14 protein-coding genes are annotated in these 17,670 nt (G+C 63.2%); 4 read left to right on the forward strand and 10 right to left on the reverse strand.

Annotated elements, in window-relative coordinates:
- Positions 1-20: 20 nt before the first annotated feature.
- A complete protein-coding gene (locus GGQ80_RS14815; RefSeq protein WP_183986220.1) occupies positions 21-1,646 on the reverse strand; it encodes a flavin-containing monooxygenase in 1,626 nt (541 codons plus the stop codon).
- Positions 1,647-1,814: 168 nt separating this feature from the next.
- Here GGQ80_RS14815 and GGQ80_RS14820 point away from each other — a divergent pair, with 168 nt between their 5' ends.
- Positions 1,815-2,612 (forward strand): SDR family oxidoreductase, encoded by a 798-nt coding sequence (locus GGQ80_RS14820; RefSeq protein ID WP_183986222.1) that lies wholly within the window; start codon positions 1,815-1,817, stop codon positions 2,610-2,612.
- Positions 2,613-2,729: 117 nt separating this feature from the next.
- On the opposite strand, the gene GGQ80_RS14825 is transcribed toward GGQ80_RS14820, so the two are convergent.
- Positions 2,730-4,919 (reverse strand): TonB-dependent receptor, encoded by a 2,190-nt coding sequence (locus GGQ80_RS14825; RefSeq protein ID WP_183986224.1) that lies wholly within the window; start codon positions 4,917-4,919, stop codon positions 2,730-2,732.
- Between the two features lie 267 nt (positions 4,920-5,186).
- On the opposite strand from GGQ80_RS14825, the gene GGQ80_RS14830 reads away from it, so the two are divergent.
- Together GGQ80_RS14830 and GGQ80_RS14835 are read left to right on the forward strand one after the other, a co-directional pair.
- Positions 5,187-6,464, forward strand: a complete 1,278-nt coding sequence (locus tag GGQ80_RS14830; RefSeq protein ID WP_183986226.1) for an MFS transporter — start codon at positions 5,187-5,189, stop codon at positions 6,462-6,464.
- Positions 6,465-6,512: 48 nt separating this feature from the next.
- Positions 6,513-7,475 (forward strand): alpha/beta hydrolase, encoded by a 963-nt coding sequence (locus tag GGQ80_RS14835; protein ID WP_183986228.1) that lies wholly within the window; start codon positions 6,513-6,515, stop codon positions 7,473-7,475.
- 36 nt (positions 7,476-7,511) lie between these two features.
- Here the strand turns inward: GGQ80_RS14835 and GGQ80_RS14840 are convergent, their stop codons facing one another.
- The 5 genes from GGQ80_RS14840 to GGQ80_RS14860 form a co-directional block, all read right to left on the reverse strand.
- Complete coding sequence (locus GGQ80_RS14840) at positions 7,512-8,318, reverse strand: enoyl-CoA hydratase/isomerase family protein (protein WP_183986230.1); 807 nt, start codon at positions 8,316-8,318, stop codon at positions 7,512-7,514.
- A 55-nt stretch (positions 8,319-8,373) separates the two neighbouring features.
- Entirely contained in the window at positions 8,374-9,537 is a 1,164-nt protein-coding gene (locus tag GGQ80_RS14845) for an acyl-CoA dehydrogenase family protein (RefSeq protein ID WP_183986232.1), read from the reverse strand.
- 32 nt (positions 9,538-9,569) lie between these two features.
- A complete protein-coding gene (locus GGQ80_RS14850; protein WP_183986234.1) occupies positions 9,570-10,370 on the reverse strand; it encodes an enoyl-CoA hydratase/isomerase family protein in 801 nt (266 codons plus the stop codon).
- Positions 10,371-10,389: 19 nt separating this feature from the next.
- Positions 10,390-11,145 carry an enoyl-CoA hydratase/isomerase family protein gene (locus tag GGQ80_RS14855; protein WP_183986236.1) on the reverse strand — a complete coding sequence of 252 codons (756 nt, stop codon included), beginning with the start codon at positions 11,143-11,145 and terminating at the stop codon, positions 10,390-10,392.
- 308 nt (positions 11,146-11,453) lie between these two features.
- The gene (locus tag GGQ80_RS14860) at positions 11,454-12,329 is read right to left on the reverse strand and encodes an IclR family transcriptional regulator (RefSeq protein WP_183986238.1); all 876 of its coding nucleotides are present in this window, start codon (positions 12,327-12,329) and stop codon (positions 11,454-11,456) included.
- A 230-nt stretch (positions 12,330-12,559) separates the two neighbouring features.
- Here GGQ80_RS14860 and GGQ80_RS14865 point away from each other — a divergent pair, with 230 nt between their 5' ends.
- Positions 12,560-14,131, forward strand: coding sequence for an AMP-binding protein (locus GGQ80_RS14865; protein WP_183986240.1), 1,572 nt, complete (start codon positions 12,560-12,562; stop codon positions 14,129-14,131).
- A 95-nt stretch (positions 14,132-14,226) separates the two neighbouring features.
- On the opposite strand, the gene GGQ80_RS14870 is transcribed toward GGQ80_RS14865, so the two are convergent.
- The 3 genes from GGQ80_RS14870 to GGQ80_RS14880 all read right to left on the reverse strand — a co-directional run bounded on the left by GGQ80_RS14870 (position 14,227) and on the right by GGQ80_RS14880 (position 17,527).
- A complete protein-coding gene (locus GGQ80_RS14870) occupies positions 14,227-15,129 on the reverse strand; it encodes a crotonase/enoyl-CoA hydratase family protein (RefSeq protein WP_183986242.1) in 903 nt (300 codons plus the stop codon).
- A 113-nt stretch (positions 15,130-15,242) separates the two neighbouring features.
- Entirely contained in the window at positions 15,243-16,448 is a 1,206-nt protein-coding gene (locus GGQ80_RS14875) for an acyl-CoA dehydrogenase family protein (protein WP_183986244.1), read from the reverse strand.
- Positions 16,448-17,527 carry an acyl-CoA dehydrogenase family protein gene (locus tag GGQ80_RS14880; RefSeq protein WP_183986246.1) on the reverse strand — a complete coding sequence of 360 codons (1,080 nt, stop codon included), beginning with the start codon at positions 17,525-17,527 and terminating at the stop codon, positions 16,448-16,450. The genes GGQ80_RS14875 and GGQ80_RS14880 overlap by 1 nt, the downstream gene beginning before the upstream one ends.
- Positions 17,528-17,670: the final 143 nt, after the last annotated feature.

Raw genomic sequence — 17,670 nt, forward strand, 5'->3', positions numbered from 1 at the left:
CATCGCGTTCGGCCGGTCCATCACGAAGCGACGGCGCCGTCGGCTACGGCGAGGAGGGTCATCGCCAACCCGCGATACCCGTCGTGCGCGACATCCTGGAGAATTGCGTCGAATCCGTCCAGGCCGCCGACATAGGGCATGAAGACGCGGGGTTTGCCCGGGATGTTAGCACCGAGATACCAGGACGAGGCACGCATCATCAGCGTCTTTTCGGCAGCCGCGAACACGTGTTCCACCCAGGCGTCCTGAGCCGCTCCGTCCGCCTCCACTCTGGCGATGCCGTGCTCCTTCATCCAGGCGAGGCAATCGGACACCCAGTCGACCTGCTGCTCGATCGAGGCAACGACATTGGTCAGAGGCGCCGGGGTACCGGCCCCTGCCAGGGTGAACATGTTGGGGAACCCCGCCACCGTCAGGCCAAGATAGGTGCGCGGGCCGCTCGACCACGCTTCGGCCAGCGGCGTCCCACGCGAGCCGCGGATGTCCATGGCAAGGAGCGCACCCGTCAACGCATCGAACCCGGTCGCGAAAACGATGACGTCCAGATCCACCCTACCCTCGGAAAGGACGATGCCGTTCTCGTCGATCGAGGCGATCGGCCTCGCCCGAAGGTTCACCAACTCGACGTTGTCGCGGTTGTAGGTATCGTAATAGCCGGTATCGAGACAGATGCGCTTCGCCCCGAGCGGATGGTCGGTCGGCGATAGCAAGGCGGCGACATCCGGATCCTTGACGATCGACTTGATCTGGTCGCGGACATAGTCGGCTACCAGTTGATTGGCACCTTCGTCGACCATCAGGTCGTCGAACAATGAGGTGATGCCGTTCCCGCCGCGCGCCCAATGCTCGTCAAACGCCGCCTTTCGCTGTTCCGCGCTCACTGCGAGGGCCGAACCGCCGGCTGAACGGGTCTTGATCCCGCCCTTCGTCTTGCGGGCCGCCGCGCGATGCTCCGCATAGCCGCGCTTGAATTCCGCCAAGGCATCCGGCTCGAGCGGAGCGTTGCGCGCTGGGAGGGTGAAATTGGGCGTCCTCTGGAAGACGGTGAGGTGCGCTGCCTGCTTGGCAATTTCGGGGATGCACTGGATGCCGGAGGATCCAGTGCCGATCACTCCGACACGCTTTCCCGAGAAATCCACGCCTTCATGCGGCCACAGCGACGTTTGGTACCAGTCGCCGCCGAACGTATCGAGCCCCGCGAAATCAGGACGCGCCGGCGTCGACAAGCCTCCCGTCGCCATCACACAATAGCGTCCGATTAACGTTCGCGAGTCTTCGGTTGTCAGTACCCACCGACTGCGCGAGTCATCGAAGTGCGCACTTCGGACTTCGGTGTTGAACGAGATGTCCCGCCGCAGATCAAACCGATCCGCCACATGCTGGATGTAGCGAAGGATCTCCGGTTGCGCGGGAAAGCGTTCGGTCCATTGCCACTCCTGCTGCAATTCGTCGGAGAAGGAGTACGAGTAATCCACGCTTTCAACATCGCAGCGCGCGCCGACATAGCGATTCCAATACCAAGTGCCGCCGACATCCCCGGCCCGCTCCACCACGTGCGCCTTCAGACCGAGCTGTCGTACCCGGTAGAGCATGTACAGCCCCGCGAAGCCCGCGCCGACAATCACAACGTCGTATTCGTCCGCCATCGATCTCCACCTCGCATCAACTCTGTTCCATTATACGATTGACGTTCGGCATTACACCAGCAAATATCGCGGGAGGAGCGCTTGTCCTTGCTGATGAGAGGATGCCAAGCGGGCTCCACGAGCGCCAAGCCAGTGGCGAACCGCCAACCCCCAGTCAGTGAGACCCAGATGCAGACTCAGCGCACGATCGTGGTGACGGGGGCCGGCTCCGGCATCGGTGCGGCAGCGATGCAGGTCGCCGCCGCGCGGGGCTGGCGCGCCATCGGTGTCGACATCGCAAACGCCGAGATCGCTGTCGACCTGAGCGATCCGCATGATCGCAAAACCCTGAAGGATCGCATTGCAGCGGTAGCGGGTGAGAGCATCGACGCCGTTGCCGCCTCCGCGGGCGTCTCCGGTGGCAATTCGGTCGGATCGGTGGCCGTCAACTTTTTCGGCGCACGAGACACACTGCTCCAGCTGCAGCCCTTACTGGCCAAGGGACGCGATCCGCGAGCGGTGCTCGTCGGATCCATTGCTGCCTTGTCGCCAGTTCACGACGAACTGATGGACGCGTGTCTGGAGGGGAACGAGCCTGTCGCATTGCGACTTGCGGAGGTGCATGCCGGCTATGCCACATCGAAGGCGGCGCTGCGCGACTGGCTGCGGGCGAACGCGTCGACGGCCGCCTGGGCCGGTGCGGGCATTCTCCTCAATGCCGTCGCGCCCGGCACAATCGAGACGCCGATGCTCGCTCCGTTCATCAAGACCGACGAGCAGCGCCAAGACATTTTCGCGCGCTACCCAAACCCGTTGCGGCGGAACGGCGAAGCGACCGAGGTGGCCCGGGCACTGATCTGGCTCGCCTCACCCGAAAACAGTTTCATGGTCGGGCAGCACATCTACATCGACGGCGGCTACGACGCCGCGCGCGCGGCGGAAGAGGCGCGCTCGTGGGCTGACCTGCCCCACGAGACGGCGGGATAGCCTCAGGTCGCCGGTGTCGGTCGCCTGCTTGACGGTCTCAGGCGCATGACGGACTGACCTCGAGGTCCCGACCGGTCCCGCGATTACCGGTCAGGGCCATCGCAGGACCGGGCACCATCAGAAATGCACGCCGAGCGAAACGCCTGCGCTGCGCGGCGGCTGAAACACCGTCGTGTCGCCGTTGGTCGAAGGCACCACGCTGGCCGTGTAGAGCTGGTTGGTCAGGTTCTTGACGAACACGCCGACGGTGTAGCGGTCGCTCGGATCGGTCCAAGCAAGACGTCCGTTCACGATCTCATATGCGGGCTGTCGCACCCGGTTAAGTGGATCCCAGAAGTACTTCCCGCTGAAGAACATCGTCAGGTTCGCCGCCAGTGTTCCGCCGGCGAGCGGCGTCGTATAGTCTGCCGCTAGGTTGAAGGTATATCGCGGGGTCCGGATCATCCAGTTGCCCGACACGTCGGCAGCAGATTGCGTGTTACCTCCGGTTGGACGCGGAATGAACACGGTTGCGTTCGGAAACTCGACGTAATTCGCGTGGTTGTAGTTTAGCCCGCCGCGCAGCGTTAGGCCGTCAATCGGAGCCCACGTGGTCGACGCCTCGAAACCATAGATACGCGCGCGTGCCGCATTCGCGAGCACCTGGCCAAGGCCGATGAACGCCGCAAACTGGATGTCCTTGTAATCATAGTAGAAGGCCGCCGCCTCCATGCGAAGGTTCCGCGAGATCGACGTCTTGACCCCGGTTTCGTAGGCGTCGACCTTCTCGGGATCCACCGCCACGTTTGAGAAGCTGGCAACGTTGAACTGGCCGCTCTTAAAGCCCTGGCTGAACGAGGCATACAGCGACACGTCGCTGTTGGGCGCATATCGAAGCGAGACCCGCGGCGTTACATCCTTGAAGGTCTTCCGTCCGCTAACGTTGAAAGGCGGAACAACGACACCGGCCGCGGTCGTCGTCAGGCGGGTTCCATTGTAGATTTTGCGCTCGTTGCTGTAGCGGGCGCCGCCGGTCAGCTCGAACCCTGATCCCAGATTTGCGGTCACTTCGCCGAACAGGGCGAACGCATCTGACTGCAGGCGCTGAAATTGATCGATCAACGTAAAGCTGGTGGCGGTCGCGGTTCCGGATACTACGTGTAGCGGATCATCCTTGGTCAGATTGTGGAAATAGTATCCGCCAACGACATAGTTCAGGCGTCGTGACCCGGTTGAGGCCAGCTGCACTTCCTGACTGAATGTCCGGGAAGGTCGGATCCAGGGGCCGATGTGCAAGATTGTCAAGGTCGAGACATCTGAGTCGGCCAATGCACTGAAGTCTGCTGCTTGATACGCAGAAATTGATTTGACCTGGGCGGCACCCAAGTCGAGTGTTGCGGTCAGATCTCCGCCATAGATGGTATTGAGGTTTTTTGGAATGAAGCTCAAGGCCGACTGACGCGGGCGGTTCGCGACCACGATCGGAACGCCGAGCCCTTTTGCGGCAACGTTGCCGTTCAGACCCTGGGTTGAAAGCGCGGTGTTGTCGTCGAGGCGAGCATAGTTTCCGCCGACCACTACCGTCAGCTTGTCACTCGCATTGAGGAGGAGCTTGGAGCGGACACTGATATTGTCCTGTTTGGCAAGGTGCCCGCCACGGATGAGGTCGTCGACATAGCCGTCGCTTCTGGAATAGACCGCCGCGATGTTTACCGCCGCCTTGTCGCTGAGCGGTCCCGAACCATAGCCTTTCACAAGCACATTGTTGAACCGACTGTAGCTGATTTCCCCATCGAATGTGGGGGTGAAGCTTGGACTGCGCGTGATCACGCTGACCGCGCCGCCCGTTGCATTGCGGCCAAACAGGGTTCCTTGCGGGCCTTTCAGCACCTCGATACGCTCGATGCTGTTCAGATCGAATGCATTGCCGACCAGCGAGGGCTGATACACCCCATCGACGTAGATCGCGACGTTTGCCTCGTCGCCGACGCCTGAATTCACGGTTCCAATACCGCGAATGGTCGGCTGGATAGCAACGCCGTTCTGGGTGAAGTTCAGGCCGGGGACGGTCAGGGTCAACTCCCGCGCGGAGACGATCCCGGACCGAGCCAAGTCATCGCCTGAGATGACCGACACGGATATGGGGACATCCTGCAAGGACTGCTCCCGACGCTGGGCCGTTACCACGATGTCGGCCAGGCCTTCGGTCTGCTGCTTGGCGGCCGCCGCTGAGGGTTCGGCGGCGGGGGCTACTTGCTGTGCCGCGGCGACACCGGTCACCGGCCACAACATTGCCGCTCCCACGCTCAGCATCCTGATCGTGTCCATTATTCCCCTCCATCGTTTCGTTATCTGAACTCCGTTTATAACTCCGCGAGGGCGCCGACAAGAATTTTCGTGGCGCAGGGGTCCGGATCGTGCATAGCTATTCACGAATGGGAGTGGCGTTCGCTTTTTTGGACACGAGCAATAGTAGCTCACCGGCGGTGTTGGGCAGAATGCCAGGCGGTATGGTGCCCTGCCAACAGCCAGGACCGTTCCATGTGCCCCGGTCGAACTCCTGCAAAAGACATGATGTGCTAGAGGATTTTTAAGATGGACGTAGAAGGGGGCTTGCTTGGAGGCCGACGCCTGTATGTCGTCGGTGTCCTGACGCTGGTGTATGCGGTCAGCATCATCGATCGCCAGATCGTGATCATCCTGCAAGATCAGTTGAAGCTCGAGTTTTCCCTCAACGACAAGCAGCTCGGGCTGATGACAGGGCCGGCCTTCGTCGTTCTCTACCTTGCTGCCGGCCTCTTGATCGCGCCACTGGCGGATCGACATAATCGCAGAACACTGGTTGCAGCATCGGTCATCGTCTGGAGCGCGGCGACGGCTGCCGCCGGACTTGCCCAGAGTTACATCCAGTTGGTCCTGGCGCGGGCCGGCGTGGGTGTCGGCGAGGCCGGGTCGGGGCCAGCGGCCTATTCGATGATCGCGGATATGTACCCCGACGGCAAGCGCGGCCTGCCGACCTCGATTTTTTCGTCGGGCGTCTATCTCGGGATCCTGACTGGGTTGGCTGGAGGCGGATGGTTGGGTGCCATCTTGGGCTGGCGGCGAACGCTCGTGGTACTCGGCGTGTTTGGCTTGGCGGTCGGCGTTCTGGTCCGGCTGAGCGTCGCGGAACCAACGCGGCGCAGCACCGACCAGTCAGGCGCTGCGGAGCTTCCGTTCAGGGAGGTGGTCCGAACTTTGGGCGCTGCGCCCGGGATCATTCACCTGCTGATCGGCAGCTCGCTCTTCTCAATGGCCGGCAACGGCGCGGTCAGCTTCATGCCCCCATTCCTCCTCCGTCTCCACGCGATGGACGTGGCGCATGTTGGCCTTTGGCTCGGTATCATCATCGGCTGCGGCGGTGCGATCGGGTCGGCGGTCAGTGGAGTGGTCGCCGATCGGCTGTGCGGCAACGTGCTGGCGCGCTACCCGTTGCTCATCGGGTTCGCACTGCTCCTGGCCGTACCATTCTATGTCGCGGCGTTCCTCGCGCCGACCGGGGCTTGGGCGCTCGGACTGTTCGTCGTCCCCGCGCTGCTCTACCCTGTTTATCTGACTCCCTCGTTGATGGTGTTGTACCGCGTCGTTCCTCCCCGCGCTCGGGCGCGGGCAGTGGCGGTCCTTCTTTCGACCTTCACCGGCGTGGCGCTGGGCTTCGGCCCCATGGTCGTCGGCGCGCTCAGCGACTATTTCGGCGCCCGCATGGGGCCGGAAGGTCTGCGCATTGCACTGATCGTCAGCGTCTCGATCAGCAGCGCTTGGGCCTTGATCCACTTCTGGCTCGCGCACGTGGCGATGCGGCGGTGTGCCGACTCGAACAGCGCGATAGCTTAAGATCAGCACGCTCGCGTCGGTACGAACCCGCCGCACCGATCGTTAAAAATGGAAGGCGAAGACAGGATGGAACTCGAGCCCGAGACGAAAGAGCTGGTGGATCTCATCACCGCTCAAGGGCGGCCACCGTTCGCTGACATGACACCGGCGGAGTTTCGATCGCTGCTGGTGGCGCCGCCATCCGCCCCAGCCGATGATGAGGCCATCGCCGACGTAAGCGACACGGTGGCGGCCGAGGTGCCCATCCGCATCTATCGCCCCCATCGGCCGGCCCGGGGCATCATGATGTATCTGCACGGCGGCGGGTTCGTCGTTGGTTCGATCGATGCCAGCGACGCTGCCGCCCGCGCCATCGTTGCCCGCACCGACCTCGTACTGGTATCGGTCGGTTATCGCTTGGCGCCGGAAAATCCTTTTCCTGCGGCCGTCGATGATGCCTGGGCCGTGCTGGATTGGATACATCAGCACCGCGCGGGACTGGCGTTCGACGGCGCACCGCTGATGGTGGGGGGCGATAGCGCAGGCGCCAATCTGGCAACCGGGGCGGCGATCCACGCGCGCGACACTGGGATCAACCTATGCTTTCAGCTGCTCTTCTATCCCACCACCGATTGCGACTTCGACCGCCCGTCCTACCACGATCATGCGGAGCAATGGCCGCTGCCGCGAGAGGCCATGCAATGGTTCTGGGGGCACTACGGAGCCGACGAAGCGGACTGGCGCGCCTGCCCTCTGAAGGCGGAAACGCTGCGCGGCGTCGCACCGGCCTATATCGCGGTTGCGAGCCACGATCCCTTGCGGGATGAGGGCCTCGCTTATGCCAAGCGGCTGGAGAGCGATGACGTCGCAGTGATCGTCGACGATGCTGCGGGCCTGCTGCACGGCTATGCATCGATGCTGCGGGTGTCGCCAGGTGCGCGTGCTGCGCTCGATCGTGGATGCGCCGCCCTGCGAGCCCGGCTCGATATCGTCGAGGCTCTTACCGAGCGATTGCCTTCGACCCAGAACTGAAGTTCCCCCTGCGACGACGCCGCGGCGAGCCCGCGATCAGGTGAAGTCGAAGGTGGGGGGCCGCTTTTCCAGGAACGCCATGCGCTTCTCCACCTTGTCCTGGGTCGACTGCGCGATGTGGACCCCGCGGCTTTCGAACTCGATCGCCTGTTCGAGGCTGCCCGCGTTCTGATTGTGCCACAATGATTGCTTCGTGACCCAGATGCCCATGGGAACATTCACCACAATCCGTTTCGCCAATTCGATGCAGGCATCCTGCAACTGGTCGTCGGGTACGGTCTTCAACACCAGGCCGATCCGTTCCGCCTCGTCGGCCGGCACCGGACGCGCTGTCAGCAGTATCTCGGCGGCGTGCTGAACGCCCACGGCCCGCGGCAACATATAGCTGATGCCGAGTTCGGCCCCAGATCCGGCATTATGGATCGAGTTGACGAACTTGGCCGATTGCGCGGCGATGGTGAGATCGGCAGCGAGCGTGAAGGCGAGCGCCATGCCCGCAACAGTGCCGTTGATGCCGCATATCACCGGCTGCGGCAGGTTGCGGATGGCAACGGGGATCGCAGAGATCACGTCGAGCGTGTAGCGCGCCTGATACGCCTTCCCGACATCGTCCGGAACCCAGTCCGCCGCACCGCCGGCCTTAATGTCGTGACCGGCACAGAAACCACGCCCCGTGGCTGTCAGGATCACCACCCGGACCCGCGGATCGTAGCGGATCTCGTGCAACAGGCCGAGCAGTTCCTTGTACATGGGGAAGGTGAACGCATTCATCGCGTCTGGCCGGCTGATGGTGATCCGCCGCACCCCCTGTTCAGGTTCGTCGATCTGGAAATTGTCGCTCAAGACCCTGTCCTCATGTACCTGGAAACGGTTGCATCCGGTCGGATGGCGCCGGCGCTCAGCGCGGCAGCCCCATAAGATTGGCGATGTTGTTGAGCTGGATGTTGGTCGATCCGCCCCAGATCGGCGTGACGAGGATGTCGCGGACATGCCGCTCCATCTGGAACCCGCGGGCATAGCCATAGGCGCCGAGGATTTTCTGGCACGTCAGTGCGATCTCGACCGCCGTTTCGGTGATGAACAGCTTCGCCATCGACGTCTCGGCGGCTGACGGACGCTTCTCCTCTAGCAGCCGGACGGCGTTGTAGAGCATGAGCCGACATGCCTCCAATTTGGTCTGCGCGTCCGCGAGTTGGTGGCGGATCGCCTGGTAGCTGCAGATCGCCTTGCCGCCCTGCCTGCGCTCCTGCGAATATTGCCACGCTTCCTCGACAACGGCTTCCGCGACCCCCAGCGCCAGAGCGGGCACTTCGAGCTTCTCGGCCTCGAGCGCGGGGCCGACCAGCATGGACCAGCCATTATCCCAACCCGACTCTCCGCCGACGACGAGGTCGAAGGGGATTTCGACGTCGTCGAGCGCCACGTCGTTAGTCGGAACGCCTTTGGCGCCCATCGTCTCGATCGACGTGATCGTGATCCCCGGCGAGTTCACCGGCACGATCACGAACGACAGGTTTTTACGCTTCGCCTCCGCGGGTCCACTGCGGACCAGCATGTAGATGTAGTCGGCGGTACTGGCACCGGTGCACCAGCGCTTAAAGCCGTTGATCACCACCGTGTCGCCACGACGCTCGGCGCGCGTCTTCACATCGGCCAGGCTGGCGCCGGTGTCGGGTTCGGACAGGCCGTAGGCAAACAACAGCTTGCCCTCCGCAAGGTCGGGCAGGAAGCGCTGCTTCTGCGCCTCCGTTCCGCACTCGGCGATGTTGAGCGCGCCGTAGAAGGTCGCCTCGATGTAATAGGCCGCCAGCTGCATGCTGCGACGGGACAGTTCCTCGATCGTGACGACCATTGCGGTCAGATCGACTCCCGCGCCGCCATATTCCTCGGCCACCGAGACGTGAAACACGCCCAATTCTGCGAGCTTCGCCATGAACGGTCGCGGTGGGATAAGGTCGTCGCGGTCCCACGCCTCGACCATTTCTCGCGTTGCTTCCTTTTCCAGGAACCGCCGTATGTTCTCGCGCAGGCTGGAGATATGATCGGGTTCGATGAGGCTCATTATCTGACCTTGAAGATGGAAGCGGAGGCGGATCAGTTTCCGCTGAACTTGGGCTTTCGCTTGTTCAGGAATGCGTCGACGGCTTCGCGGTGATCCTCGGTATGATTGGACATGCCTTCGTACGCGAAGCCGACATCCAGCATGCTCGCCGCGATCTGCTTCAATCCGGTATTGATCGTCATCTTCGTCCACTGGATCGAACGCCGCGCACCGTTGGCGAAGCGATCCGCCCATTCGGCAACCTTGGCGTCAAGTTCGTCCGCGGGCACCGAGAAGGTGATGAGGCCGATCTGCGCCGCCTCCGGCGCCATGATGACGCCGCCGGCAAGAAGATATTGTTTCGCACGCATGTAGCCGATCAGTTGCGGCCAGATCGCCGCACCGCCATCGCCCGCCACATAGCCGACGCGCGTGTGCGGGTCCGCGATCTTCGCGGTGTCGACCGCCACCACTATATCGCAGAACAGCGCCAGCGTCGCTCCAAGACCGATCGCATCTCCGTTCATCCGGCAAATGATCGGCTTGGGACAATCGAGCATGCTCATCAGCGTCCGCTTACCCTCAACCACCGACGTGTAATAATAGGACGGCTGCTCGGTCGATCGACGCATGTGCTCGATATCGCCGCCCGCGCTGAACGCCCTCCCCTCCCCGGTCAGAATTGCAACATCCACCTCGGGATCGTCCGCGACGTCGATAAAGATGCGGCTGAGTTCGTAATGCATCAGCTGACTGGCGGCGTTCAGCTGCTCCGGCTTGTTCATCGAGATGGTGAGAATGCGCCCATTCTGGGTACAGAGCAGCGTCTCGTAGCGCGAATAATCAAACGTCATGGTAGTTCCTTTTCGCGGTTCAAGCGATCGCATGGCCTTCCATCGCGAAGCCGTAGCCAAGTGAATCGTGAAGTGCTGCGCGCAAACGCTGGGTCAGCAGCACGCGAGTGTATCGCCGGACCAAGGGAGGCGTTCGCAGCAGCTGATGCGCGAGCTCATACGCACGGGGCATGAGGCGATCACCCGCCAGGACCTCGTTCACCAGCCCCGCCTCCCTCGCTTCGGCAGCGGACAGGCGCTGTCCCGTCATTAGGAAGTACCGGCCGCGATTGGTGCCCATCAGGAACGGGAAGATCACGCCATGCCCGTCCCCGGGCACCAGGCCGCCGGCGAAATGCGCCGAGTCCTGGAAAGCGGCCGTATGGGCGGCAAGGACCAGATCGCACATCACCGGGATGATCGCGTGCCGCAAAGCCGGCCCGTTGACCGCACTAATCATCGGCACCTCGATGTTCAGCATGTTCATGACGTAGCGCTTGCCCTCGACCCCCATCCAGTACCAGTCGTCGGCAGGGACCTGCATCGCGACGGAACGGTCGGCGGCGCCGTAGACGGCCGGCCCGGAGAACTCCTCTCCCGTGCCGGTGACGATCACCACCTGGTTCTCGCGGTCGCGCGAGATGTCGAGGAAAGCCTGCTCGAGCTCCTTGTGGGGCGCGAGGCTCCAGCGGAGCGGGCCACCGTCGGTGTGCAGCTGCATGAGGAGAATGCCATCCTCGTCCCGAGAAAGGCGGATCATCTCGAACTTGTTTCGGTAAGCGTCGAAGTCCGTCATGCCGGCTCTCCACGAACGCGTACGGAATTGCGTCGACGAAGCAGCGGCACGCCCGATGCGGCAAAGCCAGATCGCGCGCGCTTCCGAGCACCAGTAGAGCGAACCTTCATCCGGCCCATCACGTAGCGAGCCAAGTGCAGAAGGTCAGGCTGCCTGGCTGTTCGTGCGCACGCCGCCCTCATGATGCCGTAACGTTATCTGGAAGCTTGCAGTCTGTTGCGCGCATGACGACCGACACATCCCCGTAGCCGAGAACGCGTATTACGAACGCCGTTCGTATTTAGCAATAGCTTACACTTGCGGTGGTCTTAGGTTTGGTCGAGCCTCTGGGCATGTTCCGTGCTGATATAGCCGGATGCTCGCCGCGCGACCTCGGTGACGAGATGCTGGAATACCGGCAGGTTCTGCTTCAATCGCTCGGTCGGTGCTGCGATCAGCAACGCGGCTTCGACGTTGCCCTGCGGATCGAAGATGGGCGCCGCGATTGCGCCGCCGCCCTCCACCGCCTCATCGAGCGAGATGGAAACCCCGATGCTCCGGATCGCAAGCAAACCCGTACGGATCGCAGCCGGGTCCGTGGTGGTGCGCGGCGTGATCGACGTTAATTGTGCCTCGCTGAAGTAGCTCTCCTGCCAGTCGCTGTCTTGGTAGGCTAACAGCAAGCGCCCGGCCGCGGTTGCATGCAGCGGACGTACGAAGCCGATTGGCATTGCGAAACGCACGGCCTTCGCGCTGGCTACCGTGTCGATAAAGGTGGTGACCTTGGCCTCGCGGTCGAGAACCGCCAGGTAGACCGTCTCCTGAGAGCGTTCGGCAAGTTCCTTCAAGAAAGGTCGTAGCTGCCGCAGCAGCCCTCGGGTTGAGAGAATCTGCGCTGCCAGCCGGTACATCGGTGGCCCAAGTAGATAGTCGCCGCTCACGCGCATCAGGTAGCCTGCGGTGACAAAGGGGCGGATCAGTCCGAGCAGGCTGCTTTTGGGAACCCCCAATTCGCCGCTGAGCTCGGCCAGTGACCGTCCGTCGCTGTTTCGGGCCAAGATCTCCAGCATCCCGATGATGCGGGCGACCGATCGCGGCGGCGAAGACGCGCTGCCGCCGCCGGCACCTGCATCCTCCAATGAAGCACGCGAACCAGGCCGAAGCTCGGCCGACTTCCCAGTACGTTTCGATGATGCTTCTTTCATGGCGCAAGCATGGCCGCTTCTGCCTGCCGTGCCAACTATGTTCTCCAACCAACACAAAGCATTTCAACGTCTTTGCAATTTTCGCACGACAGTCGTATTTCCGAATGCGCCGCGCTATCGGCGGCCTTCACTGTTCTCAATTCCAGCTTGGAGCGCCCTGACCGATGAACGGCTCACACCAGTCCGCCAGACCGCATCTCGCCGATCGAGTTGCGGCCGGGAGAGGTGCGATGCCTGATTACGGGACTACGACGATAACAGCCGCGTTCGCCGCGTCAGCGGCGAGGAACGCGAGCCGGCCCGCCGTTCGGCAGGGGATGCGCGAGATCAGCTTCGCGGAAGTGGATCAGCTGCGCCGCGACGGCGCTCGCGGACTGATTGCTCTCGGCATCCGGCCTGGTGAGCGCGTGGCGATCTGGGGCGTGAACAGCTTGGATTGGATCGTTGCCGGGCTCGCCCTGCTAACGGTCGGCGCCGTGCTCGTTCCCGTCGGCACGCGCCTGCGTGGGCGCGAGGCCGGTGCGATCCTGCGCAGCGCTGACGTTCGACTGATCTTCACGGATCACGGATTCGGCGGCTACGACTTCGTCGACGCGATCCACAGCGAGAGCCTGCCCAAGCTCGAGCACATCGTGGTCCTTCGCAGCGACGCGGAAGCTGCCGGGCAAGTCCGGGGCTGGTCGTCGCTGGTGCGGGCGGGTGCCGGTGTTGCCGCGCAGGAGGTGGATCGACGCGCCGGGGCGATCCGCCCCGACGATCTGTCCGACGTGCTTTTCACGTCCGGCACGACCGGCCAGCCGAAAGGCGTCATGATGACGCATGCCCAAAGCATCGTTGCCTGCGACCACCAAGCGCGTGCGCTGGGAGCGCGGTCCGACGACGTGCTTGGCGCGCTGTTTCCGTTTGCGCACAACGCCGGATACCGGTCCGCCTGGCAGACTTCGCTGCTTCTCGGCATGCGGATCGACCCAATCGACGTCGTCAACCCAGACGATCTGCTCCAGTTCGTTCAGGCCAATCGGACGACGTTGCTACCGGCGGTACCCACCGTTTACCAATCTCTGATCGAGCATCCGGCACGTCGCGACATGGACCTGAGCAGCCTGCGGGTGGCGATGACCGGCGGAACCATGGTCCCGATGCAGCTGATCTTCCAGATTCGTGAGCAGTTGGGCATTCCACACATTGTGAATGCGTACGGAATGACCGAGACTGCGGGCAACATCTCCTACACCCGGGCCGGCGACAGCGACGAAGTGATTGCGCGCACCGTTGGCCGGCCGCTCGAAAACCTCGAAGTGCGGATCGTCGACGACAACATGCGTCCACTCGCGCGCGATATGGTAGGTCAGATCGCGGTGCGCGGCTTTCAGGTGACCCACGGCTACCTGAACGATGCCCCGGCGACCGCGCGGAGCATGACCCAGGACGGTTTCCTTCTGACCGGTGACATTGGCTTGCTAGGTGCGGACGGCAATCTGAGAATAACCGATCGCCTGAAGGACATGTACATCTGCGGGGGTTTCAACTGCTATCCAGCGGAGGTTGAAGAGGTCTTTCGCAAGATGCCGGGTGTTTGGCAGGCGGCGGTGGTGGGCATGGACGACGCCCGGCTCGGCCAGGTCGGCCGGGCGTTCATCGTCGCTGAGCCAGGCCTTCGGCTGAACGAGCAGGAAGTGATCGCCTGGGCGCGGGAGAACATGGCGGGTTACAAGGTACCCCGCGTCATCCGCTTTCTCGACGCATTGCCGCTCAACGCTCTCGGCAAGGTGAGCAAGGACGAACTTCGCCAGCTAGACTGATCACTAAGCGGGCGAGACACTCGGAGACGTGCTCGCCCGGCGAAAATACGATTTCCAACCTCTGCGGAGCCGCCTGGATCGGTCTGCCTCCGTCGTCAGCGATGACGGATCCGCACGAAGCCATCACCGAACGGCGCATCGCGGTTCTTCAGCGCCTCCTTCAGGCCGTGCTCGGCCATGTCCTGCTTGAAGCGGCTCCGCCTTGGCCCCTTCGACAGGTGGGAACGCGCATCATTTTCGGCAGCAAGTCGCTGGATCGTCAGCGCGCCCATCTGCTCGAGCGCGAGGTTGACGATCCGCTTGTGCGTCCAGAGCAGTTCGGGGTCGACCGCCGCCACCCGGCGTGCCAGATCCTGCACTTCGGCATCGAGTTCGTCGGCGGGAACCGCGTCGAGCACAAGACCCAATCGCGCCGCATCGATGCCGGACACCTTGTCGCCGGTCAGCAACAGCCGCTTCGCCCACTGCGGTCCGCAGTGATAGATCCACATGTGCGCCGGTGGAGAGCCGTTGGCACGCGTCGCCGGAAAGCCGATCTTGGCATCCTCCGCCGCGATTAGGAGATCACACGCAAGGGCAAGATCGGTTCCGCCCGCAAGGCAGTTGCCATGGATCTTGGCGATTACCGGCTTATGTAGCTGCGACAGCGTCATCGTGGCATCGAGGCTGCGCTCGAGCCGCCAACTGTCGTCGTCCAGCGTCTGGTTGACCGTCCGATACTGGATCGCGCGGCCGGACTGATCCTCCGCCATGCCGTTGTAGACGCCGACGAGATCATATCCCGCGCAAAAGTCCTTTCCGGCCCCCTGCAGCACGATGCAGTGAACGTCAGTGCGGTCGTCCGCCTCGAGCAACGCGCCCCGAAGCTCGGCCATCATCTCGTCGCCGAGCACGTTGCGCTTCTCGGGCTGGTTCAGCGTGATGGTCGCGATCTGGTCGGCGACCTCAAAGAGAATACGTTCCGGCTGCGACAGCCATTTTCCTCGGTATTGCGTCATGTTCGCTCCTAGAATTGATATGGCGGCGAGCCGGAGGGCAGGTTGCAGTCGCACTGGGTTGGTCGGCAAAGCGGCCAGGGTCACGCTCCCGTGCGTCGCCTGCCGCTGGCCGCTCAGGCGCGGGGCAGGCCAAGGAAGCGCTCGGCCACGATGTTGCGCATGATCTCGTTGGATCCCCCGGAGATCGTCCAGGAAAAGCTCTTGAGGAAGTCCAGCGCGGGAACGCCGCTGCTGTGGCCTGTGCAGGCAACCGGCGGTTGCCACTCCTGATCGACCAGACCGCCGGCGCGGACCAGAAACTCCGTATAACGCTGGAGCAAGGGGGCCCAGTAAAGCTTGATATAGACCGGCAACGTCGCCAGCCTGCCTTCCTCGCTCTCCTCCGTCATGCTCAGCAAACGACCGATCATCAGGCGCACGGTCAGCAGTTCCGCGTGGAACGAGGCGAATTCCCGACGCAAGCCGACGTCGCTGAGCCATGAAGGCCGCGTGACCTGGCTCAGCTTGCGGTACCCCTGCCACACCCGCTCCGCATAGCTGAGCAGCAGCAGGCCGCGTTCGGACGACAGCGTGGACTGGGCGATCGCCCAGCCGCGATTTTCGGCGCCTATACGGTTCGACGCCGGAATGATGACGTCGTCGAGGAAGATCTCTGCGAACTCGCCCTCTCCGGTGATCTGTCGGATCGGACGCACAGTGACGCCCGGTGATCGCATGTCGAGGATGAACAGTGACAGGCCGTCGTGTTTGCGTGCGGCGTGCGGGTCGGTCCGGACCAGCAGCAGGCAATAGTCGGCATACATCGCGTAGGACGACCAGGTCTTCTGCCCGTTGACCACATAATGGTCCGCGTCGCGCGCCGCCGTCGTCCTGATCGAAGCCAGATCCGATCCGGCGCCGGGCTCCGAAAAACCCTGACACCAGACGTCGTTTCCGTCGCGCACGCCGCTCAGGTACAGATCGCGCTGTTCCTGGGTGCCCGCGTCGAACAGCGTCGCGGGCAGATGGAACAGCGATATGAGCATCAACTCCAGCTCCGGCGCGTCCGCTCGTGCCATCTCCTCATAGGCGATGATCTGCCGCGAGAACGGCAGGCCGGGGCCACCCCACTCACGTGGCCAGTGCGGCGTAGCGAGCCCGACCTTCCGACGCTCCTCAAGCCACCACAGCTGAAAGCGGTTCACGTCCTCTTCGGTGGCGCCTTGCAAGCGGGTCCGCCAGTCGGTCGGCAAGGCGTTGGCCAACCACGCCTGGACGCCACGCCGAAAGGCGTCGTCGTCGGTGAGCCCAGTGAGCAGCCTCGAACCAGGGTTAGCCACTACGCGGCCTCAAGGAGGTCGGCAACGCGGTCAAGGAGGCCCGCCCCGGTCTCGAACAGCGCCTCATCGAGCTTTGCGCGTTTCAGGTACAGATGTGCCGGATGCTCAGCGGTGAAGCCGATCCCGCCGAACAACTGTATGCAATCGCGCGTGACATCAGCCGCGACCCTGGCGATCTGCGCCTTGGCGGAGATCGCATTCAGGAGACCGTGATGATCTTCATCATCCATCGCCGCGACGTAGGCCAGGAGTTCGCGCGCCCCGACCAGCGCGGTGCTGTGGTCGGCCAACCGATGCTTTAGCGCCTGGAACGACCCGATCACCTTGCCGAACTGCTGCCGGGTCTTGAGATAGTCGATCACACTTGCCAACGCCGACTCCGCCGCGCCGAGGGCATCCGCCGCCAGCGCGATCGCCGCATGGCGAAGCAGGTGATCCGCCACCCTGCCGGGATCGGGCGGCAGGATCCAGGCGTCATCCTCGACCGCGACCTCGTCCAGCACGACCTCGGCAGCAGATCGGCTGGGATCGACAAGGCGGCGCGGCACCACGAGCACGCCGGCAGCGCTTGCCTCGATCGCCACCCAGCCTCGTCGGCCGCGCCGCTCCGCCGCAAGCAGGAAAAGGTTCGCGGCGCCCCCGTCAAGAAGGCCTCGCGCATGGCCGCTCATCCTCGCTCCGTCACAACGCAGGGCCGGCATTGCAGGCTGGGAGATGGACGCACGAACCGAGCCGCTTGCGATCAGTGGCAGCCAGCGCTCGCGCTGCGCCGGCGTACCGGCATCTCCGATCAACGCTGCGGCCAGCGTGGTGTCAAGCATCGGCACAGGGGCAACCGCTGCACCGAGCGCCAGATAGAGCCGCGCCATGGCCGCCCGGCTAAGACCAAGGCCGCCATGCTCCTCCGCGATCGTCAAGGCAGGCCAGCCGAGCTCGATGACCGAGCGCTGCAATCCCTCGTTCGTCGAAATGGCGGCAGGATCGCCGGAAGCGAACGCCACCGCCCGTTCGATCGGCCATTCCGCCCTTAGCAGATCGGCAAAGCTTTCGGACAGAAGATCCAGATCTGCGTCGCTCATGCGACCGTTTCCCCGCGCGCCAACGTGGAATCGCCGGACAGTTGATTGAAGCAACTACAGCTGGCGACATCGACCGTCTGCACGACCGACAGTCGCCGCCATTTCGATGATCTGCAAGATCGATCCATTTAGCGGAACGCGCT

The sequence above is a fragment of the Sphingomonas jinjuensis genome, assembly GCF_014197105.1.
GTDB classification, from domain to species: Bacteria; Pseudomonadota; Alphaproteobacteria; order Sphingomonadales; family Sphingomonadaceae; genus Sphingomonas; species Sphingomonas jinjuensis.

Bases quoted from the DNA above. Each gene is read 5' to 3' on its own strand.
- GGQ80_RS14870 (WP_183986242.1), bottom strand. From the start codon at position 15,129: ATGACGCAATACCGAGGAAAATGGCTGTCGCAGCCGGAACGTATTCTC.
- GGQ80_RS14850 (WP_183986234.1), bottom strand. From the start codon at position 10,370: ATGACGTTTGATTATTCGCGCTACGAGACGCTGCTCTGTACCCAGAAT.
- GGQ80_RS14880 (WP_183986246.1), bottom strand. From the start codon at position 17,527: ATGAGCGACGCAGATCTGGATCTTCTGTCCGAAAGCTTTGCCGATCTG.
- GGQ80_RS14860 (WP_183986238.1), bottom strand. From the start codon at position 12,329: ATGAAAGAAGCATCATCGAAACGTACTGGGAAGTCGGCCGAGCTTCGG.
- GGQ80_RS14855 (WP_183986236.1), bottom strand. From the start codon at position 11,145: ATGACGGACTTCGACGCTTACCGAAACAAGTTCGAGATGATCCGCCTT.
- GGQ80_RS14820 (WP_183986222.1), top strand. From the start codon at position 1,815: ATGCAGACTCAGCGCACGATCGTGGTGACGGGGGCCGGCTCCGGCATC.
- GGQ80_RS14815 (WP_183986220.1), bottom strand. From the start codon at position 1,646: ATGGCGGACGAATACGACGTTGTGATTGTCGGCGCGGGCTTCGCGGGG.
- GGQ80_RS14865 (WP_183986240.1), top strand. From the start codon at position 12,560: ATGCCTGATTACGGGACTACGACGATAACAGCCGCGTTCGCCGCGTCA.
- GGQ80_RS14835 (WP_183986228.1), top strand. From the start codon at position 6,513: ATGGAAGGCGAAGACAGGATGGAACTCGAGCCCGAGACGAAAGAGCTG.
- GGQ80_RS14830 (WP_183986226.1), top strand. From the start codon at position 5,187: ATGGACGTAGAAGGGGGCTTGCTTGGAGGCCGACGCCTGTATGTCGTC.
- GGQ80_RS14825 (WP_183986224.1), bottom strand. From the start codon at position 4,919: ATGGACACGATCAGGATGCTGAGCGTGGGAGCGGCAATGTTGTGGCCG.
- GGQ80_RS14845 (WP_183986232.1), bottom strand. From the start codon at position 9,537: ATGAGCCTCATCGAACCCGATCATATCTCCAGCCTGCGCGAGAACATA.